This is a genomic window from Streptomyces sp. NPDC029836, from assembly GCF_055574495.1.
Genome location: NZ_JBVHZI010000014.1, coordinates 37,457 through 54,467, shown reverse-complemented (window position 1 = coordinate 54,467; position 17,011 = coordinate 37,457). Strand labels below are relative to the sequence as shown.

The 17,011-nt window shown below is 71.6% G+C and carries 14 protein-coding genes and 1 pseudogene; 4 read left to right on the top strand and 11 right to left on the bottom strand.

Features of this window, described 5'->3' with window-relative positions; all coding sequences use genetic code 11:
• Positions 1–229 precede the first annotated feature (229 nt).
• Positions 230–1,387: a zinc-dependent metalloprotease gene (locus ACZ4XJ_RS30585; protein WP_468498057.1), complete on the bottom strand. Its 1,158-nt coding sequence runs from the start codon at positions 1,385–1,387 to the stop codon at positions 230–232.
• A 38-nt stretch (positions 1,388–1,425) separates the two neighbouring features.
• Positions 1,426–2,868, bottom strand: a complete 1,443-nt coding sequence (dacB, locus tag ACZ4XJ_RS30580; RefSeq protein WP_362878881.1) for a D-alanyl-D-alanine carboxypeptidase/D-alanyl-D-alanine endopeptidase — start codon at positions 2,866–2,868, stop codon at positions 1,426–1,428.
• Between the two features lie 164 nt (positions 2,869–3,032).
• Between dacB and ACZ4XJ_RS30575 the strand changes: the two genes are divergently transcribed.
• Complete coding sequence (locus ACZ4XJ_RS30575) at positions 3,033–3,527, top strand: inorganic diphosphatase (protein WP_008742522.1); 495 nt, start codon at positions 3,033–3,035, stop codon at positions 3,525–3,527.
• Between the two features lie 341 nt (positions 3,528–3,868).
• The gene (locus ACZ4XJ_RS30570; protein WP_468498056.1) at positions 3,869–5,515 is read left to right on the top strand and encodes a threonine/serine exporter family protein; all 1,647 of its coding nucleotides are present in this window, start codon (positions 3,869–3,871) and stop codon (positions 5,513–5,515) included.
• A 129-nt stretch (positions 5,516–5,644) separates the two neighbouring features.
• Here the strand turns inward: ACZ4XJ_RS30570 and ACZ4XJ_RS30565 are convergent.
• The 7 genes and pseudogenes from ACZ4XJ_RS30565 to ACZ4XJ_RS30535 form a co-directional block, all read right to left on the bottom strand.
• Positions 5,645–6,313: pseudogene (locus ACZ4XJ_RS30565) on the bottom strand (DedA family protein); the annotation flags it as partial.
• Positions 6,314–6,475: 162 nt separating this feature from the next.
• The gene (locus ACZ4XJ_RS30560; RefSeq protein WP_362878876.1) at positions 6,476–7,234 is read right to left on the bottom strand and encodes a MerR family transcriptional regulator; all 759 of its coding nucleotides are present in this window, start codon (positions 7,232–7,234) and stop codon (positions 6,476–6,478) included.
• Positions 7,235–7,411: 177 nt separating this feature from the next.
• Positions 7,412–8,053 carry a PadR family transcriptional regulator gene (locus ACZ4XJ_RS30555; RefSeq protein WP_362878875.1) on the bottom strand — a complete coding sequence of 214 codons (642 nt, stop codon included), beginning with the start codon at positions 8,051–8,053 and terminating at the stop codon, positions 7,412–7,414.
• A 36-nt stretch (positions 8,054–8,089) separates the two neighbouring features.
• Positions 8,090–8,602: a DinB family protein gene (locus tag ACZ4XJ_RS30550; protein WP_362878873.1), complete on the bottom strand. Its 513-nt coding sequence runs from the start codon at positions 8,600–8,602 to the stop codon at positions 8,090–8,092.
• Between the two features lie 129 nt (positions 8,603–8,731).
• Positions 8,732–10,813, bottom strand: a complete 2,082-nt coding sequence (gene mrdA, locus ACZ4XJ_RS30545) for a penicillin-binding protein 2 (protein WP_362878871.1) — start codon at positions 10,811–10,813, stop codon at positions 8,732–8,734.
• A gap of 63 nt (positions 10,814–10,876) precedes the next feature.
• On the bottom strand, positions 10,877–12,334 hold the full coding sequence (locus ACZ4XJ_RS30540; RefSeq protein WP_362878869.1) for an aldehyde dehydrogenase family protein: 1,458 nt from the start codon (positions 12,332–12,334) through the stop codon (positions 10,877–10,879).
• An 89-nt stretch (positions 12,335–12,423) separates the two neighbouring features.
• Positions 12,424–13,284 (bottom strand): helix-turn-helix domain-containing protein, encoded by an 861-nt coding sequence (locus ACZ4XJ_RS30535; RefSeq protein WP_362878868.1) that lies wholly within the window; start codon positions 13,282–13,284, stop codon positions 12,424–12,426.
• A 356-nt stretch (positions 13,285–13,640) separates the two neighbouring features.
• Between ACZ4XJ_RS30535 and ACZ4XJ_RS30530 the strand changes: the two genes are divergently transcribed.
• The gene (locus ACZ4XJ_RS30530; RefSeq protein ID WP_362878866.1) at positions 13,641–14,147 is read left to right on the top strand and encodes an ATP-binding protein; all 507 of its coding nucleotides are present in this window, start codon (positions 13,641–13,643) and stop codon (positions 14,145–14,147) included.
• Between the two features lie 135 nt (positions 14,148–14,282).
• Here the strand turns inward: ACZ4XJ_RS30530 and ACZ4XJ_RS30525 are convergent, their stop codons facing one another.
• Together ACZ4XJ_RS30525 and ACZ4XJ_RS30520 are read right to left on the bottom strand one after the other, a co-directional pair.
• Positions 14,283–14,528, bottom strand: a complete 246-nt coding sequence (locus ACZ4XJ_RS30525) for a DUF397 domain-containing protein (protein WP_356871315.1) — start codon at positions 14,526–14,528, stop codon at positions 14,283–14,285.
• A 107-nt stretch (positions 14,529–14,635) separates the two neighbouring features.
• The gene (locus ACZ4XJ_RS30520; protein ID WP_468498055.1) at positions 14,636–16,681 is read right to left on the bottom strand and encodes an FUSC family protein; all 2,046 of its coding nucleotides are present in this window, start codon (positions 16,679–16,681) and stop codon (positions 14,636–14,638) included.
• A gap of 147 nt (positions 16,682–16,828) precedes the next feature.
• Between ACZ4XJ_RS30520 and tatA the strand changes: the two genes are divergently transcribed.
• Positions 16,829–17,011 carry a Sec-independent protein translocase subunit TatA gene (tatA, locus tag ACZ4XJ_RS30515; protein ID WP_362878863.1) on the top strand — a complete coding sequence of 61 codons (183 nt, stop codon included), beginning with the start codon at positions 16,829–16,831 and terminating at the stop codon, positions 17,009–17,011.

Below are 17,011 nucleotides of genomic sequence, written 5' to 3'. Positions count from 1 at the left end.
GCGTTGGGTGGTGCGAGGGGTGCTGCTCGGTGGTGCCCGGCCCGCTGTCCGGAGGTCCGCGGCGGGAAGGCCGCGGAGGAAACCCCGGATGTCGCGGGTTGTCACTCAGAGTGCGTCGATGGTGACAGAACCGAGCCGTTCCCCGAGCATCGCACGCCCTTCCACGGCCTACGGTCCCTCGGACGGGTGACGCTGCTTCCCCCAGTGGGACATCTTCACGCCCCGTGTGTCACCTTCCTTCGCCCCTCTCGCTCCCCCTGCCGTGCACCCGGGCCACCCAGTCGGCGGGCTTGGCGATCTCCGCCTTCGTGGGCAGCGTGTTCGGCGAGGTCCACACGCGGTTGAAGCCGTCCATGCCGACCTGGCCGACGACGGCGCGGACGAACCGCTCGCCGTCGCGGTACTGGCGCAGCTTGGCGTCGAGCCCGAGGACCTTGCGCAGGGCGGCGTCGAGGCGGCCCGCGCCACTGGCCCGGCGCTGCTGGAACTTCTCCCGGATCTCGGCGACGGAGGGGACGACCTCGGGGCCGACGCCGTCCATGACGAAGTCGGCGTGGCCCTCCAGCAGGGACATCACCGCGGTGAGCCGGCCCAGCACCTCGCGCTGCTCGGGGGTCTGCACCAGCTCGACGAGCGAGCGGCCCTCCTCGCCGGTTTCGGCATCGGGGCGGGCGCCGGCGAAGGACTGGACCGCTTCGCGCAGCCGTTCCAGGACGGTGGAGGGGTCCATTTCGGTGGCGCCGAGGAACGTCTGGATTTCGCCCTCCAGGTGGGCGCGCAGCCACGGAACGGCCGTGAACTGGGTACGGTGCGTCTCCTCGTGCAGGCAGACCCACAGCCGGAAGTCGTGCGGGTTCACCTCCAGCTCGCGCTCGACGTGCACGATGTTGGGGGCGACGAGGAGCAGCCGGCCGCCGGTCGCGGCGGAGCCCGGCAGGTCGAGGCCGCCGGGCGCGAAGGTCTCGTACTGGCCGAGGACCCGGGAGGCCAGGAAGCTCAGCAGCATGCCCAGTTCGACGCCGGTGACCTTGCCGCCGACCGCTCCGAGGACGGCGCCGCCGGGGCCGGCGCCGCGACGTTCCTGCATCTTGCCGAGCAGCGGGCCGAGCAGTTCGCGGAAGCCGGCGACGTTGGCCTTGATCCATCCGGCCCGGTCGACGACCAGGACGGGCGTGTCGGGGACGGCGGCCCCGCCGTCGGGCAGGCCCTCCATCATCCGGGTGAAGTCGCGCACGTGCTGTTCGGAGGTCCTGGCGTGCCGGCGCAGTTCCGCCACCACGGCCCGGGCCTCGTCGCGGCTGACCTCGGGACCCGGCCGCACGAGCCGGGTCGCGGTCGCCACCGCGAGGTTCCAGTCGACCATCTCCGCTCCACCGGTGCTCGTCATGCGTAAACCGTACGTGGACCCGCGCCGGAGCGGACCCCCTACGGGGTGGTGGCCACCGCGGCGGCGAGCTTGTCGAGGCCCTTCTCGGCGGCCGGCCCGTCCGGGGCGCCCGCGGTGAGGAAGGCGAAGGCCAGCAGTCGGCCGGAGGGGTCGACGGCGGTGCCGGCCAGGGAGTTCACGCCGGTCAGGGTGCCGGTCTTGGCCCGCAGCAGGCCCGCGGCCGGTGAGGTTCCGGCGTTGCGGGAGCGCAGCGTGCCGGTGAATCCGGCGACGGGAAGGCCGGTGAGGGCCGGTCTCAGTTCGGGGTGTCGGGGGTCGGCGGCCTTGGCGAGGAGTCCCGTCAGGAGGCGGGTGCTGACCTTGTCGGCGCGGTTGAGGCCGCTGCCGTCGGCGAAGCGGGAGCCGCTCACGTCGAGGCCGAGGGCGGCCAGCTCGTCGGAGACGGCCTTCTCGGCGCCCTCGAAGCCGGTGGGCGCGCCGGCGGCGACGGCGGTGTGGCGGGCGAGGGCTTCGGCGATGTCGTTGTCGCTGTTGGTCAGCATCCGTTCGACGAGGCCGGCGACCGGGGTGGAGTGGGTGGCGGCCAGCTGCCGCCCACCGGCGGGGGCCGTGACGCGGGCGGGTTCGCCGGTGACGTTGATGCCGCGTTCGCGCAGCAGGCCGGCGAAGGCGCGGGCGGTGTCCCCGGAGGGGTCGTCGGAGCGTTCGACGGGTCCGGAGACGGAGTCGTCGGGGCGGCCCTCGTCGGCCGTGAGGGCGGTGACGGGGGCGATGTTGTCGTTGCGGCCGATCGGGTGGCGGACGGGCCCGGTCCACAGGGAATCGTCGAAGCCGAGGGCGACGGTGTCGGTGCCGGCGGCCTTGAGGGCCTGGGCGGTGTCCGCGGCGAGCGCGACGAGGCTGCCGCCGGATCCGGCGGGGCTCTTCTTCCGCGCGGTGAGCGAGGGGTCGCCGCCGCCGACGAGGACGATCTGCCCGGGGCCGGCTCCGGGGGTCACCGCGGTCCGGATCCGGTGCTCGGGGCCGAGGGCGGACAGCGCGGCCACCGCCGTGGCGATCTTGACGGTGGAGGCCGGGGTCATGGCCTCGCCGGGGGCGGACTCGTACAGCACGCGGCCCGTCGCGGTGTCGATCACCGAGGCGCTGCGGACGGTGCCGAGCGCGCGGTCGGCGAGCAGCGGCCCGAGCACCCCGGCCAGCGCCCCGGACCCGCCGCCGGGGGCGGCGGCCGGGCGGTCGCCGGCCGGGGCGGCCCCGCCGATGCCGGGGAGGACGCCGGGGGCGCTGGCCGCGGGCTCGGGCAGGCCCGGCCCGGCGACGTGATCTGCGCCACCCGAACGGCTCCAGGAGGCGGCCCTGTCCCGCTCGGCCTTACGCTGACCGGAGTCCCACGGCCCGGCGGATGCCACCGTCACCGCCGAGAGGGCGAGGCCGGCGACGGCCGACCCCGCGATGAGCTGCCACGTCTTGGCCAATGGCACCTCGGACCAGCCCCTTTCGCGATCACACTTATGCGTGAGGGACACTTAACCACTGCGTCTTGCCGCGAGCATGGCAGCCCACCCCGCAGGCTGGGCCGGACGCGCGCGCGGTCGAAGTCGGATGCAGTCCCGAAGCAATGAAGCTGATCATGGAGGAGCAGGACGTGGAGTTCGACGTCACCATCGAGATCCCCAAGGGTTCGCGGAACAAGTACGAGGTGGACCACGAGACCGGCCGGATCCGTCTGGACCGTCGCCTCTTCACCTCAACCAGCTACCCGGCCGACTACGGCTTCGTCGAGAACACCCTCGGCGAGGACGGCGACCCGCTGGACGCCCTGGTCATCCTGGACGAGCCGACCTTCCCGGGTTGCCTCATCAAGTGCCGCGCCATCGGCATGTTCCGCATGACGGACGAGGCGGGCGGCGACGACAAGCTGCTGTGCGTGCCGGCCTCGGACCCGCGTGTCGAGCACCTGCGCGACATCCACCACGTCTCCGAGTTCGACCGCCTGGAGATCCAGCACTTCTTCGAGGTCTACAAGGACCTGGAGCCCGGCAAGTCCGTCGAGGGCGCGAACTGGGTCGGCCGCACCGAGGCCGAGGCCGAGATCGAGGCCTCGTACAAGCGCCTGGAGGCGCAGGGCGGCCACCACTGAGCTCCGCTCGGTGAGATCGTGTCGGCGCCTTGCGCCGACCGGCTGACATGACGGCGGGCGGTACCCCTTCCGGGGGGTGCCGCCCGTTCGTCGTGTCCGGGGCGCGGTGGCGCGCCGCCGCAGGACGGCCGCAGGACGGCCGCAGGCGCCGGGACGGCCGGCGGAGAGCCGACGGAGAGCCGACGGAGGACGGGCGCAGGAGCGGCGGAGGGCCGACGCAAAATGCCCGGGACCGGCCGGCGGGCGGCGTCGCGGCGGCGGACGGGCGTGCGCTTTCGCCGGGGAGGAAACGATTCCGCATACTTGTGTCCGAGCCGGAACCGGCCAGGACGGGAGGACGCGTGGCGGAGGCCGAAGGATCCGGGTTCGAGGACCGGAAGCCCAAGTCGGACGAGGCGCGCAGCGCCTTCACCCCGCCGCGCGGCATCGCGTCGGAGTACCCGGAGGACGAGCAACCGACGTCGGAGTTCACCGTCCCCGACGGGCTGGCCGCGCTGCCCGTCGAGCCCGAGGGTTCCGCCTTCGCCGCACCGGCCACCTACAGCGCCCAGCACTCCCCGCCGGCGTACGCCCCCGGCATGGGCGCCGGGTTCCCCGGCTCCCGGATGAAGGAATCGCCCTGGCAGGACCGGATGCGCGTCATGCTGCGCATGCCGGTGGACGTCCGCCCGGTGGCCGAACCCGTGCAGAAGAGCGACAGCGGGCCCGCGGTGGGCCGCGTGCTCGACCTCACGCTGCGCATCGGCGAACTGCTGCTGGCGGGCGGCGAGGGCGCCGAGGACGTCGAGGCGGCCATGTTCGCCGTCGCCCGCTCCTACGGCCTCGACCGCTGCGAACCCACGGTCACCTTCACCCTGCTGTCCATCACCCACCAGCCCTCCCTGGTCGACGACCCCGTCTCGGCGAACCGCACGGTGCGCCGGCGCGGTACGGACTACACGCGGCTCGCGGCGGTCTTCCGCCTGGTGGACGACATCAGCGCGCACGAGGTGGAGATCTCCCTGGAGGAGGCCTACCGCCGCCTCGCCGAGATCCGCCGCAACCGCCACCCGTACCCGGGGTGGGTGCTCACGGCCGCGGCCGGACTGCTCGCCGGGGCCGCCTCGACGCTCGTCGGCGGTGGGGTCACGGTGTTCTTCTGCGCCGTGCTCGGCGCCGTCCTCGGTGACCGGCTGGCCTGGTTCTGCGCCGGGCGCGGGCTGCCGGAGTTCTACCAGTTCGTGGTCGCGGCGATGCCGCCGGCCGCGATCGGGGTGGCGCTGAAGATCGCCGAGATCGACGTCCGCGCGTCCGCGGTCATCACCGGTGGGCTGTTCGCGCTACTGCCCGGGCGGGCCCTGGTCGCGGCCGTGCAGGACGGCCTGACCGGCTTCTACATCACCGCCTCGGCCCGGCTGCTGGAGGTCATGTACCTCTTCATCGGGATCATCGTGGGCGTGCTCGTGGTGATCTACGTCGGCCTGCAGTTCGGCGCCGAGCCGAACCCGGACGAGGTCCTCCAGATCCCCTCCCGGCCGATCCTGCAGATCCTGGCCTCGATGGTCCTGGTGTTCACCTTCGCCATCCTGCTCCAGCAGGAGCGCTCCACCGTCCTGATCGTGACGCTGAACGGCGGGGTCGCCTGGGTGACCTTCGGGGCGCTGCGGGCGGCCGAGCTGCCGCCGGTGCCGTCCACGGCCATCGCGGCCGGGCTCGTCGGCCTCTTCGGGCAGCTCTTCTCCCGCTACCGGTTCGCCTCGGCCCTGCCCTACGTGACCGCGGCCATCGGGCCGCTGCTGCCGGGCTCCGCGACGTACTACGGGCTGCTGTCGATCGCCGAGAACCGGCTGGACGCGGGGTTCGCCTCCCTCACCAACGCCGCCGCCATCGCGCTCGCCATCGCGGTCGGGGTCAACCTCGGGTCGGAGACCTCCCGTCTGTTCATGCGGATCCCGGGCGCGGAGAGCGCCGCGAAGCGCCGGGCGGCGAAGCGCACCCGCGGCTTCTGACCCCCGTCGCCCCGGGAGGCGCCCCGACGGCCCGCTGCGGGCATGCGAACGCCCCGGGGACGCTCGGGTCCCCGGGGCGTTCGCGTACGTCCGTACGGGCGGTCAGCGCTTGGCGTGCCGGCCGCGCGGCTGCGGGTCCTCGGGGGCGCCCAGGCCCTGCGCGGGACCGGCGGCGGGGGACTTGGCCTTGTTCCTGCGGGCCTTCAACACCTCGAAGATCACCGGGATGATCGAGACGAGCACGATGCCGATGAAGATCGGCTCGATGTTGTTCTTGATGACGTCGAACTGGCCGAGCTTGTAGCCGAGCGTGGTGACGCCCGCGCCCCACAGGACGCCGCCGATGATGTTGTAGGTGAGGAAGGTGCGGTACTTCATCGCGCCGGCGCCGGCGACCATCGGCGCGAAGGTGCGGATGATCGGCACGAAGCGGGCGAGCACGATGGCCTTGGGGCCGTGCTTCTCCATGAAGTCGTGCGCGGCGTCGAGGTTCTCGCGCTTGAACAGCCGGGAGTTCGGCCGGTTGAAGAGCTTCGGCCCGAAGTGCTTGCCGATCAGGTAGCCCACCTGGTCACCGATGACGGCCGCGAGCACGATCAGCGTGCAGACCATCCACAGCGGCTGGCTGATGTTGCCGCTCGCCACGAACAGGCCCGCCGTGAACAGCAGGGAGTCACCGGGCAGGAACGCGAACAGTCCCGATTCGGCGAAGACGATGATCAGGATGCCGATCAGGCCGAACTCCCCGATCAGATAGTCCGGGGACAGCCACTCAGGGCCGAGCGCAAGCGTGTACACGAGTTCCGGGCTCTCCTGGATCGAGGGGGATCAGCGGGGATGCGGGGCATGACGGTGGTTCCAATTATGAACGCACACCGCCCCCGCCAGGTTCCAGGTACCTGCGGGGGCGGTGTGCGCACTGTGCGGTGGCCCTCCGGCGAACTCCCGGCGACCGCGCGGCTACGCCTTCCGGATCGCGTTGGCGAGGATCGCGTCCCGGACGAAAGCGGCCAGACCCGGACGGACGGCTTCGTAGTACGCCGCGAACCGTTCGTCGGCGACGTACATCTCACCGAGGCAGGTGTGGATCTCGTACGTGCAGAAGTAGTAGGAGCCGTTGATCCAGCTCCGGTGGTCCTCCGCGAGGTCCATCGCCGGCTCGGACCCGGCGGACGCCCCGGCGTCCAACAGGGCGGCGAACCGGGCGTTGAGGTCCGCCGCCGCCGCCTGGATCCGCTGCCAGTCCTCCTTGGTGTACGAGGCCGTGCGGCGGGTCGACTCCCGGTAGGCGTCGGTGCCGCCCCAGCGGCGCTCCGCCTCCTCGGTGTGCTCGTCGGGATCGAAGTCCCCGAAGACCTCGAACTTCTCCTCGGGCGTGAGGTTGATGCCCATCTTCTTCGCCTCCATGGCGTGCTCAACGGCCTTGGCCATCTGCTGGAGCCGGGCGATCCGGTCGGACAGCAGGGAGTGCTGCCGGCGCAGGTGCTCCTCCGGGTCCGAATCCGGATCGTCCAGCAGGACCGCGACCTCGTCGAGCGGGAAACCGAGCTCCCGGTAGAACAGGATCCGCTGCAACCGGTCGAGGTCGGCGTCCTCGTACCGCCGGTGCCCCGCCCCGTTGCGGCTGCTCGGGGAGAGCAGCCCGACCTCGTCGTAGTGGTGCAGCGTGCGCACCGTCACTCCGGCGAACCCGGCGACCTGACCCACGGACCAGCCCATCGCTTCCCGCTCCTTCGATCGGTTGGGTACGCCCCTCACTGTGGGACCTCACGTCGCGTGAGGTGCAAGTCCGCCGCGCGGGCCTGCTTTCCGAGCCCCCGGTGGCGGGCCGCCGGGTTCCCGAACAGGTCGCGCACGGCGGTGGCCGTCGCCGACGGCCGCGTCAGTCAAAGTTGACTAATCGACACTTTGCCGAGCCTGCTGCTCCGCGAAGGGGTTCTCCTGGCCGTCCGCGAGGACTCCCACGAAGGGGTCGCCGCCCTCGCCCGCGAAGGAGTACGCCCCCTCCTGGATCCGGGCGATCAGCCCCCGGGTCCACTCCGCCTCGGCGTCGGACGAGTGGACCCACATGTGCATGATCTCGCCGATGTGTCCGAGCTGACCCGGGCCGCCCTCCGGCGTGTAGTACTCGGTCACCGCCGACCGCCAGCCCGCCAGCTTCGCCAGCCGTTCGCCCAGCAGGGTCAGCACCTCGTCCCGGGGCAGGTCGACCATGAAGCCGATCGCCGCCGACAGCACGTCCGTCTTCTGGTCGTAGGCCGCAAGGGCCTCGCGCAGCAGCCGGAAGTACTCCTCGCGGCCCGCCTCCGTCACCTCGTACTCGGTGCGCGGCGGCCCGCCGGCCGCGCTCGGCGCCACCTCGTGCGCGAGCAGGACGCCCTGCTTCGCCATCTGCTTGAGCGCGTGGTAGATCGAGCCGGGCTTGGTGTTGGACCACTCGTGGGCGCCCCAGTACTCCAGGTCGTTGCGCACCTGGTAGCCGTGCGCCCGGCCGTGCCGGCGGACCGCACCGAGGACGAGGAGCCGAATCGCTGACATCGGGCCAGGCTACTCATCCCCGGCGGGCGCCCCGCCTCACCCCATGGCCTTCGTCCCGTCCAGGGACTCGCGGATGATGTCCGCGTGACCGGCGTGCCGAGCGAACTCCTCCATCAGGTGCAGCAGCATCCACCGCATCGAGACCTTGCCGTTCTCCGGGAACCAGGGGGCCGGCGGCAGCGGGAAGGTGTCGTCCAGGCTCGGGACGGCGGCGATGAAGGCCTCGGTCTCCGCCCGGACCCCGTCCCAGAAGGCCAGCACCTGCGGCATCGACTCCCCGCCGACCAGACGGAAACCGTCGCTCCAGGACTGCTCGTCGGGCCCGCCCTCGACCTGGCGCTGCTGCGCCATCCGCAGCCAGCCGAGCTCGCACCCGGCCACGTGCTTGAGCAGCCCGGACAGCGACAGCTCGCTGACCGTGGGGCGGCTCGCCGCCTGCTCCTCGGTCAGGCCCCGCGCCGCCTCGCGCAGCCCCTCGCGCTGGGCCTCGACGAAGGCGAGGAGCGTCCCGCGCTCGTCACCGGGGACCTCTGTGGAAACCTGAGCCATGGCCGACCGCCTACTTCCGTGGGGTTCTTCTCCTGCTGACGAGAACCACGCTACGGAGCCATGCGGTCAGCTTCTGTCCTCAACTCGCGGCCGTCCCGCAGCGGTCCCGAGCCGTCCCCGGGCAGCCCGTCACTGGCCCTGTTCGTCCTGCCGGATCACCGGCAGCGCGGTCGCGGGCTGCGGGAGCAGGGCCTTGGCCAGGTCCTGCTTGCCCGTCGGGTCGAGCCCGTACATGGCCTCGTAGATCTTGCGGACCGCCGGCCCCGAGGCGCCGGAGCCGGTGCCGCCCTGGGAGATCGTCATGACGATCGCGTAGTCCGCCGTGTACGAGGCGAACCACGAGGTGGTCTGCTTGCCCTGGACCTCGGCGGTACCCGTCTTGGCGTGCATCGGGATCTGCTTCTGCGGCCAGCCGCCGAAGCGCCAGGCGGCGCTGCCGTTGGTGGCCACCCCGGCGAGGGCCTCGTCGATGTCGTCGCGGGTCCTGGCGTCCATCGGCAGCTTGCCCCGCTCCTTCGGCGCGATCTCCCGCACCGACCGGCCGTCGGCGCTGATGACCGCCTTGCCGACGCTCGGCTGGTGGATCGTGCCGCCGTTGGCGATCGCCGCGTAGACGGAGGCCATCTGGACCGGGGTGACGAGCGTGTCGCCCTGTCCGATCGAGTAGTTGATGGCGTCGCCCTCGCGCAGCTGGTTGCCCTGGCGGCAGTTCTCGTAGGCGATCTTCTCGGCGAAGGTGCCGTTCTTCTTGCCGTCCCGGCACCAGGCGTCCTTGTTCGCCGTGAAGAAGTCCTGCTTCCACTTCCGGTCGGGGATCCGGCCCGGCACCTCGTTGGGCAGGTCGATGCCGGTGCGCTTGCCCAAGCCGAAATCGTGGGCGGTCTTGAGGAACCAGTCGTTCGGGTCCTTCTTCGGCTTGATGCCGCCGTCCTTCTTCCACTCCTGGTCGGCGATGGCGTAGTAGACGGTGTCGCAGGAGACCTCCAGGGCCCGCCCGATGGTGATGTCGCCGTGGCCCTGCGACTCGAAGTTCGTGAAGGTCTGGTTGCCGACCGTGTACGCGCTGGGGCAGGGGTAGCGGCGGTCGAACGGGTAGCCCGCGTTGACCGCGGCGGCCGAGGTGACCACCTTGAAGATCGAGCCCGGCGCCGCCTGCGCCTGGATCGCCCGGTTCAGCAGCGGGTAGTTGGACTCCTTGGCGGTGAGGCCCGCGTAGTCCTTGGCGGAGATGCCGCCCACCCAGGCGTTGGGGTCGTACGTCGGGTTCGAGGCCATCGCGACCACCCGGCCGGTCTTCGTCTCCATCACCACGACGGAACCCGAGTCGGCCTCGTAGTTGCGGCGGGTGTTGCGGTCGTACCCCTTGCGCGCCTCGATCATCGCGGCGTTCAGCTCGCGCTCGGCGACCGCCTGCACCCGCGAGTCGATCGAGGTCACGATGTTCGAGCCGGGCTGCGCCGGGTCCGTCCGCCCCTGGCCGAGGATCCGGCCCAGGTTGTCCACCTCGTAGCGGGTGACGCCGGCCTTGCCGCGCAGCTCCTTGTCGTACGTGCGCTCCAGGCCGGAGCGCCCCACCTGGTCGGAGCGCAGGTACGGGGAGTCCGACTTCTTCGCCTTGACGATCTCCTCGTCGGTGACCGGCGACAGGTAGCCCAGCACCTGCGAGGTGTTGGCCTGGTCGGGTCCGGCGTAGCGGCGCAGGGCCGTTGCCTCGGCGGTGATGCCCGGGAAGTCCTCGGGGTGCTCGCGGATCTGCAGGGCCTGCTCGGTGGTGGCCTCGTCACTGACCGGGATCGGCTGGTACGGGGACCCGTTCCAGCAGGGCTGCTTCGTCTCGGAGTCGCAGAGCCGGACCTTGTCGAGGACCTCCTGGGGGTCCATGCCCAGGATCCCGGCGAGCCGGGTGAGGACGGACCTGCCCTTGTCCTTCATGGCCAGCAGCTCGGTGCGGCTGGCCGAGACCACGAGGTGCGTCGCGTTGTCGGCGAGCGGAACGCCGCGCGAGTCCAGGATCGAGCCGCGCACGGCGGGCTGGATCACCTGCTGGACGTGGTTGTTCTTCGCCTCGTCCGTGTACTCCTGGCCATTGCGCACCTGGAGGTACCAGAGCCGCCCGCCGAGCGTGAGGAGCAGCGAGAAGACGACCACCTGGATGACGACGAGCCGGTTCTGGACCCGAGGGGTCCGGCCGGTCTCCGGAATGTTGCTCAACCCTGATCTCCCCCGGACGCGAGCCGTACGCCCGGCCGAGTGTAGGGGGCCGCGACCGCCGACCTAGAACGGGAACCGGGTACGACCGTGCTGTACCGATATCCACTTCTGGGTCGTGAAGGCCTCCACGGTGGCCTCTCCGCCCAGCCGGCCCAGGCCCGAGGCCTTCTCCCCGCCGAAAGCGGCGAGGGGCTCGTCGCCGATGGTCGAGTCGTTGACGTGGATCATCCCGGTCTCGATGCGGTCGGCGAACCGGACCCCGCGCTCCACGTCGCGGGTGTGGACGGCGCCGCTGAGCCCGTACGGGGTGGCGTTGGCCAGCCGCACCGCCTCGTCCTCGCCGTCGAAGACGACGAGGAGCGCGACGGGGCCGAAGATCTCCTGGGTCAGCAGCGGGGAATCCTCCGGGAGCCCGGCCAGCACGGTCGGCTCGACCAGGTTGCCGCGCGTAGACCCCCGTACGAGGGCCCGCGCGCCGGATTCCACGGCCCGGTCCACGAGCGCGGTCAGCGCGTCGGCCTGGAAGGAGTTGATCAGCGGGCCGATGTGGGTGTCGGCCTCGCGCGGATCGCCGGTCTTCAGGGCGCGCACCCGGGCGGTGAACTTCTCGGTGAACTCCTCGGCCACACGGGCGTCGACGAGGATCCGGTTGGCGGCCATGCAGACCTGACCCTGGAAGACGAACCGGCTGAAGACGGCCGCGTCGACGGCGTAATCGAGGTCCGCGTCGTCGAGGACGACCAGGGCGCTGTTGCCGCTCAGTTCGAGGACGGTCCGCTTGAAGTGGCGGGCGGCGACGGCTCCCACGTGCCGGCCGGTGCGGTCGGACCCGGCGAAGGAGATCACCTTGGGGACCGGGTGGGTGAGGATGGCGTCGCCTATCTCGGCGATGTCGGTGACCAGGACGTTCAGCAGTCCGGCCGGCAGACCGGCGTCCTCGAATATCTTGGCGATGATCCCGCCGCCGGACACCGGGGCGTTCTGGTTCGGCTTGATGACCACCGCGTTGCCCAGCGCCAGCGCCGGGGCGACCGACTTGAGGGTCACCAGCAGCGGGAAGTTGAACGGGCTGATCACGGCGACGACACCGACGGGCAGGCGCTGGACCCGGTTCTCCTTGCCCTGCACCAGCGAGGGGAGGATGCGCCCCTCGGGGCGGATGGCCAGCTGCACCGCCTCGCGCAGGAACTCCATCGCGAGGTGGACCTCGTACTCGGCCTTGGGACGGGTCCCGCCGAGCTCGTCGATCATCACCTCGACGATCTCCTTCTGGCGCTCCTCCGTGATCCGCAGGGCGCGTTCCAGGACCGCGCGTCTCGCGTACGGGCTGGTGGCCGCCCATTCCTTCTGCGCCCGCTCGGCCGCGCGGTAGGCCAGGTCGACCTGCTCGACCGTGGCCACCGTGATGGCGGCGAGTTTCTCCCCGTTGTACGGGTTGACGTCGATGATGTCCCACGAACCGGTGCCGGCCAGCCATTCGCCGTCTATGTACTGGTGAGCAAGGTCGGTGAATATGGACATGCCATCCCTTACTGCGAGCGCGCACCCTTGCGCTGCACCGGAGACCGGTCGGTCGTCATACACTGATCAGACGTCATAGTACGTGCGGATCAAGACAGTTGGAGCAGTCCTCGCAGGAGATCGCGGGTGCTGTCGGGATCCGGGCAATCGGCCTGGAGCCTGCGCATGGCCCGCGCGTACTGCGCCACTTCCTCTTCTTTGTCCAGGTAGAGGGCGCTGGTGAGCTGTTCCAGATAGACGATGTCCTGGAGATCGGACTCGGGGAAGCGCAGCAGGGTGAAGGCCCCGCTCTCGCCCGCGTGGCCGCCGAAGGAGAACGGCATCACCTGGAGCTGCACGTTCGGCCGCTGACTGATCTCGATCAGGTGTTCCAATTGGCCGCGCATCACGTCGCGGTCGCCGTACGGGCGGCGCAGCGCGGCCTCGTCGAGCACGGCGTGGAAGACCGGGGCGTTCTCGGAGACGAGGACCTTCTGGCGTTCCAGGCGCAGCGCCACGCGGCGATCGATCTCGGCGGCGCTCGCACCGGGCATGCCCCGGCTGACGACGGCGTGGGCGTACGCCTCGGTCTGCAGCAGCCCGTGGACGAACTGGACTTCGTAGATCCGGATGAGCGACGCGGCGCCCTCCAGCCCGACGTACGTCTGGAACCACCCGGGGAGCACGTCGCCGTAGCTGTGCCACCAGCCGGTGGCGTTGGCCTCCCGGACCAGCCCCAGCAGGGACTCGCGCTCGGCGTCGTCCGTCACCCCGTACAGCGTGAGGAGGTCTTCGACGTCCCTGGCCTTGAAGCTCACCCTTCCCAACTCCAAGCGGCTGATCTTCGATTCGGATGCGCGGATCGAGTAGCCGGCCGCCTCACGGGTGATGCCGCGGGATTCTCGGAGTCGCCTGAGCTGAGAGCCCAGGAGGATGCGTCGCACCACAGAACCGCTGGCTTCTGCGGTCACTTGTCCTGCCCTCCCCGTCACGATGGTGTGCGCGTGGTGTGCGCGTGCTCGGCGGGGCCCCCGCACCCCGGTGCCGCAGTCTGCCACCAAAACGCATCCGCCCGTACTCGTTCTGTAACGGAATTCGGCGTCCCGGAAAAGAAGTCCGTAAGTATGCGTAGGAAGAAATGCGCAAGAACCATCACGGGAAGGGACGGGTCGGGCGCGTGCACGTGCATCTGCCCTTGCATCCGGCTTCGGCATTCGGAACGATGGTGCCGCGCACCTGCGTGCTCTTCGCGCCGGCGCGGGACCCACCCCGCAGTTCTCCATGGACAGAGCCGCCGCTTCGTCCGCGAATCCCGGGAGTGCCTCGCATGGGGACGAATGGATCGACCATGCTCGAGCCGTTACGGCAGGGGCTGCCCCCGGTCGACCCCACGGCTGTCTCCGGATCCGCCTCGTGCGGTCTGCCCGCGCGCTTCGACGCGGTGCGCGGCGCGCGTACGTTCACCCGGTCCACGCTGTCCCAATGGGACCTCGACGACCGCTTCGACGACGTCTCCCTGGTCGTCTCCGAACTCGTCACCAACGCGCTGCGCCACGCCCTGCCCGACGACGCCCGCCCCTGCGGCGAGCCGGAGCCCGCGGTACGGCTGCACCTGATGCGGTGGAGCACCCGCCTGGTGTGCGCGGTACGGGATCCCAGCGAGGACCGGCCCGGCGGGTCGTTCGTGCCGGAGCGGACCGACGAGAACTGCGACCTGGAGTCGGGTCGGGGGCTGTTCCTGGTGGACGCGTACAGCGACAGCTGGGGCTGGCACCCGCTCGCGGGCCGGCTGACCGGCAAGGTCGTCTGGGCGCTGTTCCTGCTCCGGGACTGACGCGCGGGGGGGATCGGCGGGTCCCGTGCGCGGGGCGCGTGATCAGGACACGAAGCGGGGCCACTGGCCGGGGTTGATCGTTTGGATCAGTCCCGGCCAGTGCACGTGCATGGCGTGAAACGATGCGCTGTTCCGTCAGCCGATCAAGTGATCGAACTCGCCGTCCTTGACGCCCAGGAGCAGGGCCTCTATCTCGGCCGGCGTGTACACGAGCGCCGGCCCGTCCGGGAAGCGCGAATTGCGCATGGCGACGTCGCCGCCGGGCAGTCTGGCGAACTCCACGCAGGATCCCTGCGAGTTGCTGTGTCGGCTCTTCTGCCAGGTCAGCTCAAACATGGAAGCGAGTTCTGCAGCTGCCATCCCGTTGTACGCGTGGTCCACAGGAAGCCCCCGATAGTGCAGATGTCAACTCCACCGGATCATAGCTGTGTTCATAAGCGCATGCATGGGCAGATGCACGTGCACGCGCGGTGGCGAATTGATCACTGTCAGGGGCGAAGAGCGTCCGTGATGTCGTCCAAGGAATCCACCAATCGCTCCGCCGCTGCCCGCAGAGCATCCGATTCCGGGGCATTCGACTCGGCCGGCAGTCGCCGGACCGCCTCCCAGTCGGGGACCCGTCGCTCCCGGACCGCCCGCGCGCCCGCCTCCGTCGCCGCGCGCAGGGCCTCGGCCAGTTCGGCCGCGCCGGGAACGGGGGCGTGGGCCCGGTCCGGGAGGTGGGCCTCCAGCAGCATGGCGCTGCGGCCGAAGGCGGCCACCGCGTCGCCCGCCCCGTCGGCGGCCGCCCGGGACAGCCCCCGGTGGCGCACCGGCTCCCCCTCGGCCCGGGCGAGCGCCTCCTGCCAGGCGATGCGGGCGTCCCGGGTCTCCAGCAGGGCCTCCCGGACGTCGGCGCGGCGGGCCCCGGCCGGGTCGGCGTACTGCCCGAGCACGGCGGCCGCGTACCGTCCGACGGCCGCGACCCAGTCGGCGAGCCGGGTGCGCAGCCTCGGCGTCTCCCAGGCCGGGTAGAGGGCGTAGCCGACCATGGCGAGGACCCCGCCCACCAGGGTCAGGGCGATGCGGTCCGGTACGGTCTGGTCCCAGCGGACGCCGCCCATCCCGAGCAGGAACACCACGTACGCGGAGACGAAGGTCTGCGCGACGGCGTACCCGGTGCGCATCAGGACGTACATCAGGCCCGCGCTGAGCACCGCGAGGAACCCCGACAGGTACATCCCCGGCTGCGCGAGCTGCACGATCGCGGTGGCGACCCCGACGCCGACCAGGGTGCCGCCGAACCGGGCCACGGCCCGGGACCAGGTCTGGGAGAAGTCGGGTCGCATGACCATCACCGAGGCCATCGGCGCCCAGTAGCCGTGCCCGAACGGCAGCGCGCCGCCGATGAGGTACCCGGCGCAGGCCACGACCGTCACCCGCACGGCGTGCCGCAGCACGGGCGAGCCCGGGCGCAGCTCGGCCCGTACGGCCCGCAGCACGTGCGGCACCATCCGCGGCAGGGTGGGCCGCAGCATCGCCTCGCCGGGGTCGGCGGTGCGCCCGGAGCCCGGTTCGGCCGTCTCCAGCACGTCGTCCAGCAGCGCGGCGAGCCGGCGGGCGGCCCGCAGCGGCGCCCCGTCGAGCAGTTCCGGCAGGTCGGGGGCCTTCAGTACGGCCGGCTCGGGTGCGGGCGGCCGGACGGGCTCCCCCTGGCGGATGGCGCGCGCGGCGGCGTCCAGTACGGCGGCCGCGGCGGCGAGCAGCTCCCGTACCCGGTCCCGGGCCGGGCCCTCGGCGGGCGCCCCGACGGCCGGGTCGGCGAGCGAGGCCAGCACGGGACGGATCCGCTCGGCGAGCCCCCGCGCCCCGTGCAGCTCGGCGGGGCGGCGGCGGGCCTGGCGGACGGTGACGGTGGCGGCGGCCCGCGCCTTCATCAGGGGCTCCGGGTCGAAGGGGGCCACGGGGTCGTGGCGCAGCCGACGGGCATAGTCGGCCTCCGCCGCGAGCGCGTCGGCCAGCGCGTCGCGGTGGGCGCCCCAGCGGCGGATCGGGAACAGCACGATCAGCAGCGCCTGCACCACCCCGCCCGCGGCGATCATCGCCGCGTGCCCGGCGGCCTGCGGGACGGAGGTCGGCAGGGTGACGGTGACCAGCATGATCGCGACGTTGCCGAAGGCGATGATCCCGGCGGTGGGGCCGGCGGCCCACAGCAGGCCCGCGACGAAGGCCCACAGGGCGAGCAGCAGCAGGAACAGGCCGGTCTGCGCGGCGCCGACCAGGTAGCCGACGAACGTGGAGACGGCCAGGGTCAGCCCGGAGGCGAGGGCGAGCACGGGGCGCGGACGCCAGCTCTGCTGGAAGGTGGCGATGGCGGCCATGAAGGCGCCGAAGGCGGAACTGACGGCGGCGCCCGGGCCCAGGAGGGCGAGGCCGGCGGCGATGACGAGCGCGAGCCCGACGGCGGCCCGCAGCGCGACGAGGGGCTCCAGTGGGGTCCGGGTGACCGTCATGCCCGAGCGCGCGGTGTCCTTCAGGGCCCGGAGCCAGCTCATGGCACCGACAGTAACCTCGATGCGGTCCGGATCGACGTTCCACCCGTTTTCAGGACTTCTTCAGATTTGTCAGGGGTCGTGCGGGGCGGTTCCATGGGGCCCGATGTTCGAAGAGATCGTCCGGATCATCCGAGAGGTGGCACACCCATGCTCCGCAACGCCGTCGAGCCCTGGCACCTGATCGTCGTCCTGGTGGTGTGCCTGCTGGTGTTCGGTTCGAAGAAGCTGCCCGACATGGCCCGGTCGCTGGGCCGCTCGGCGCGCATCCTGAAGGCGGAGACGCGCGAGCTGCGCGCGGAGGACCGCCCCGGCGCGGGTGGCGGGGCGTGA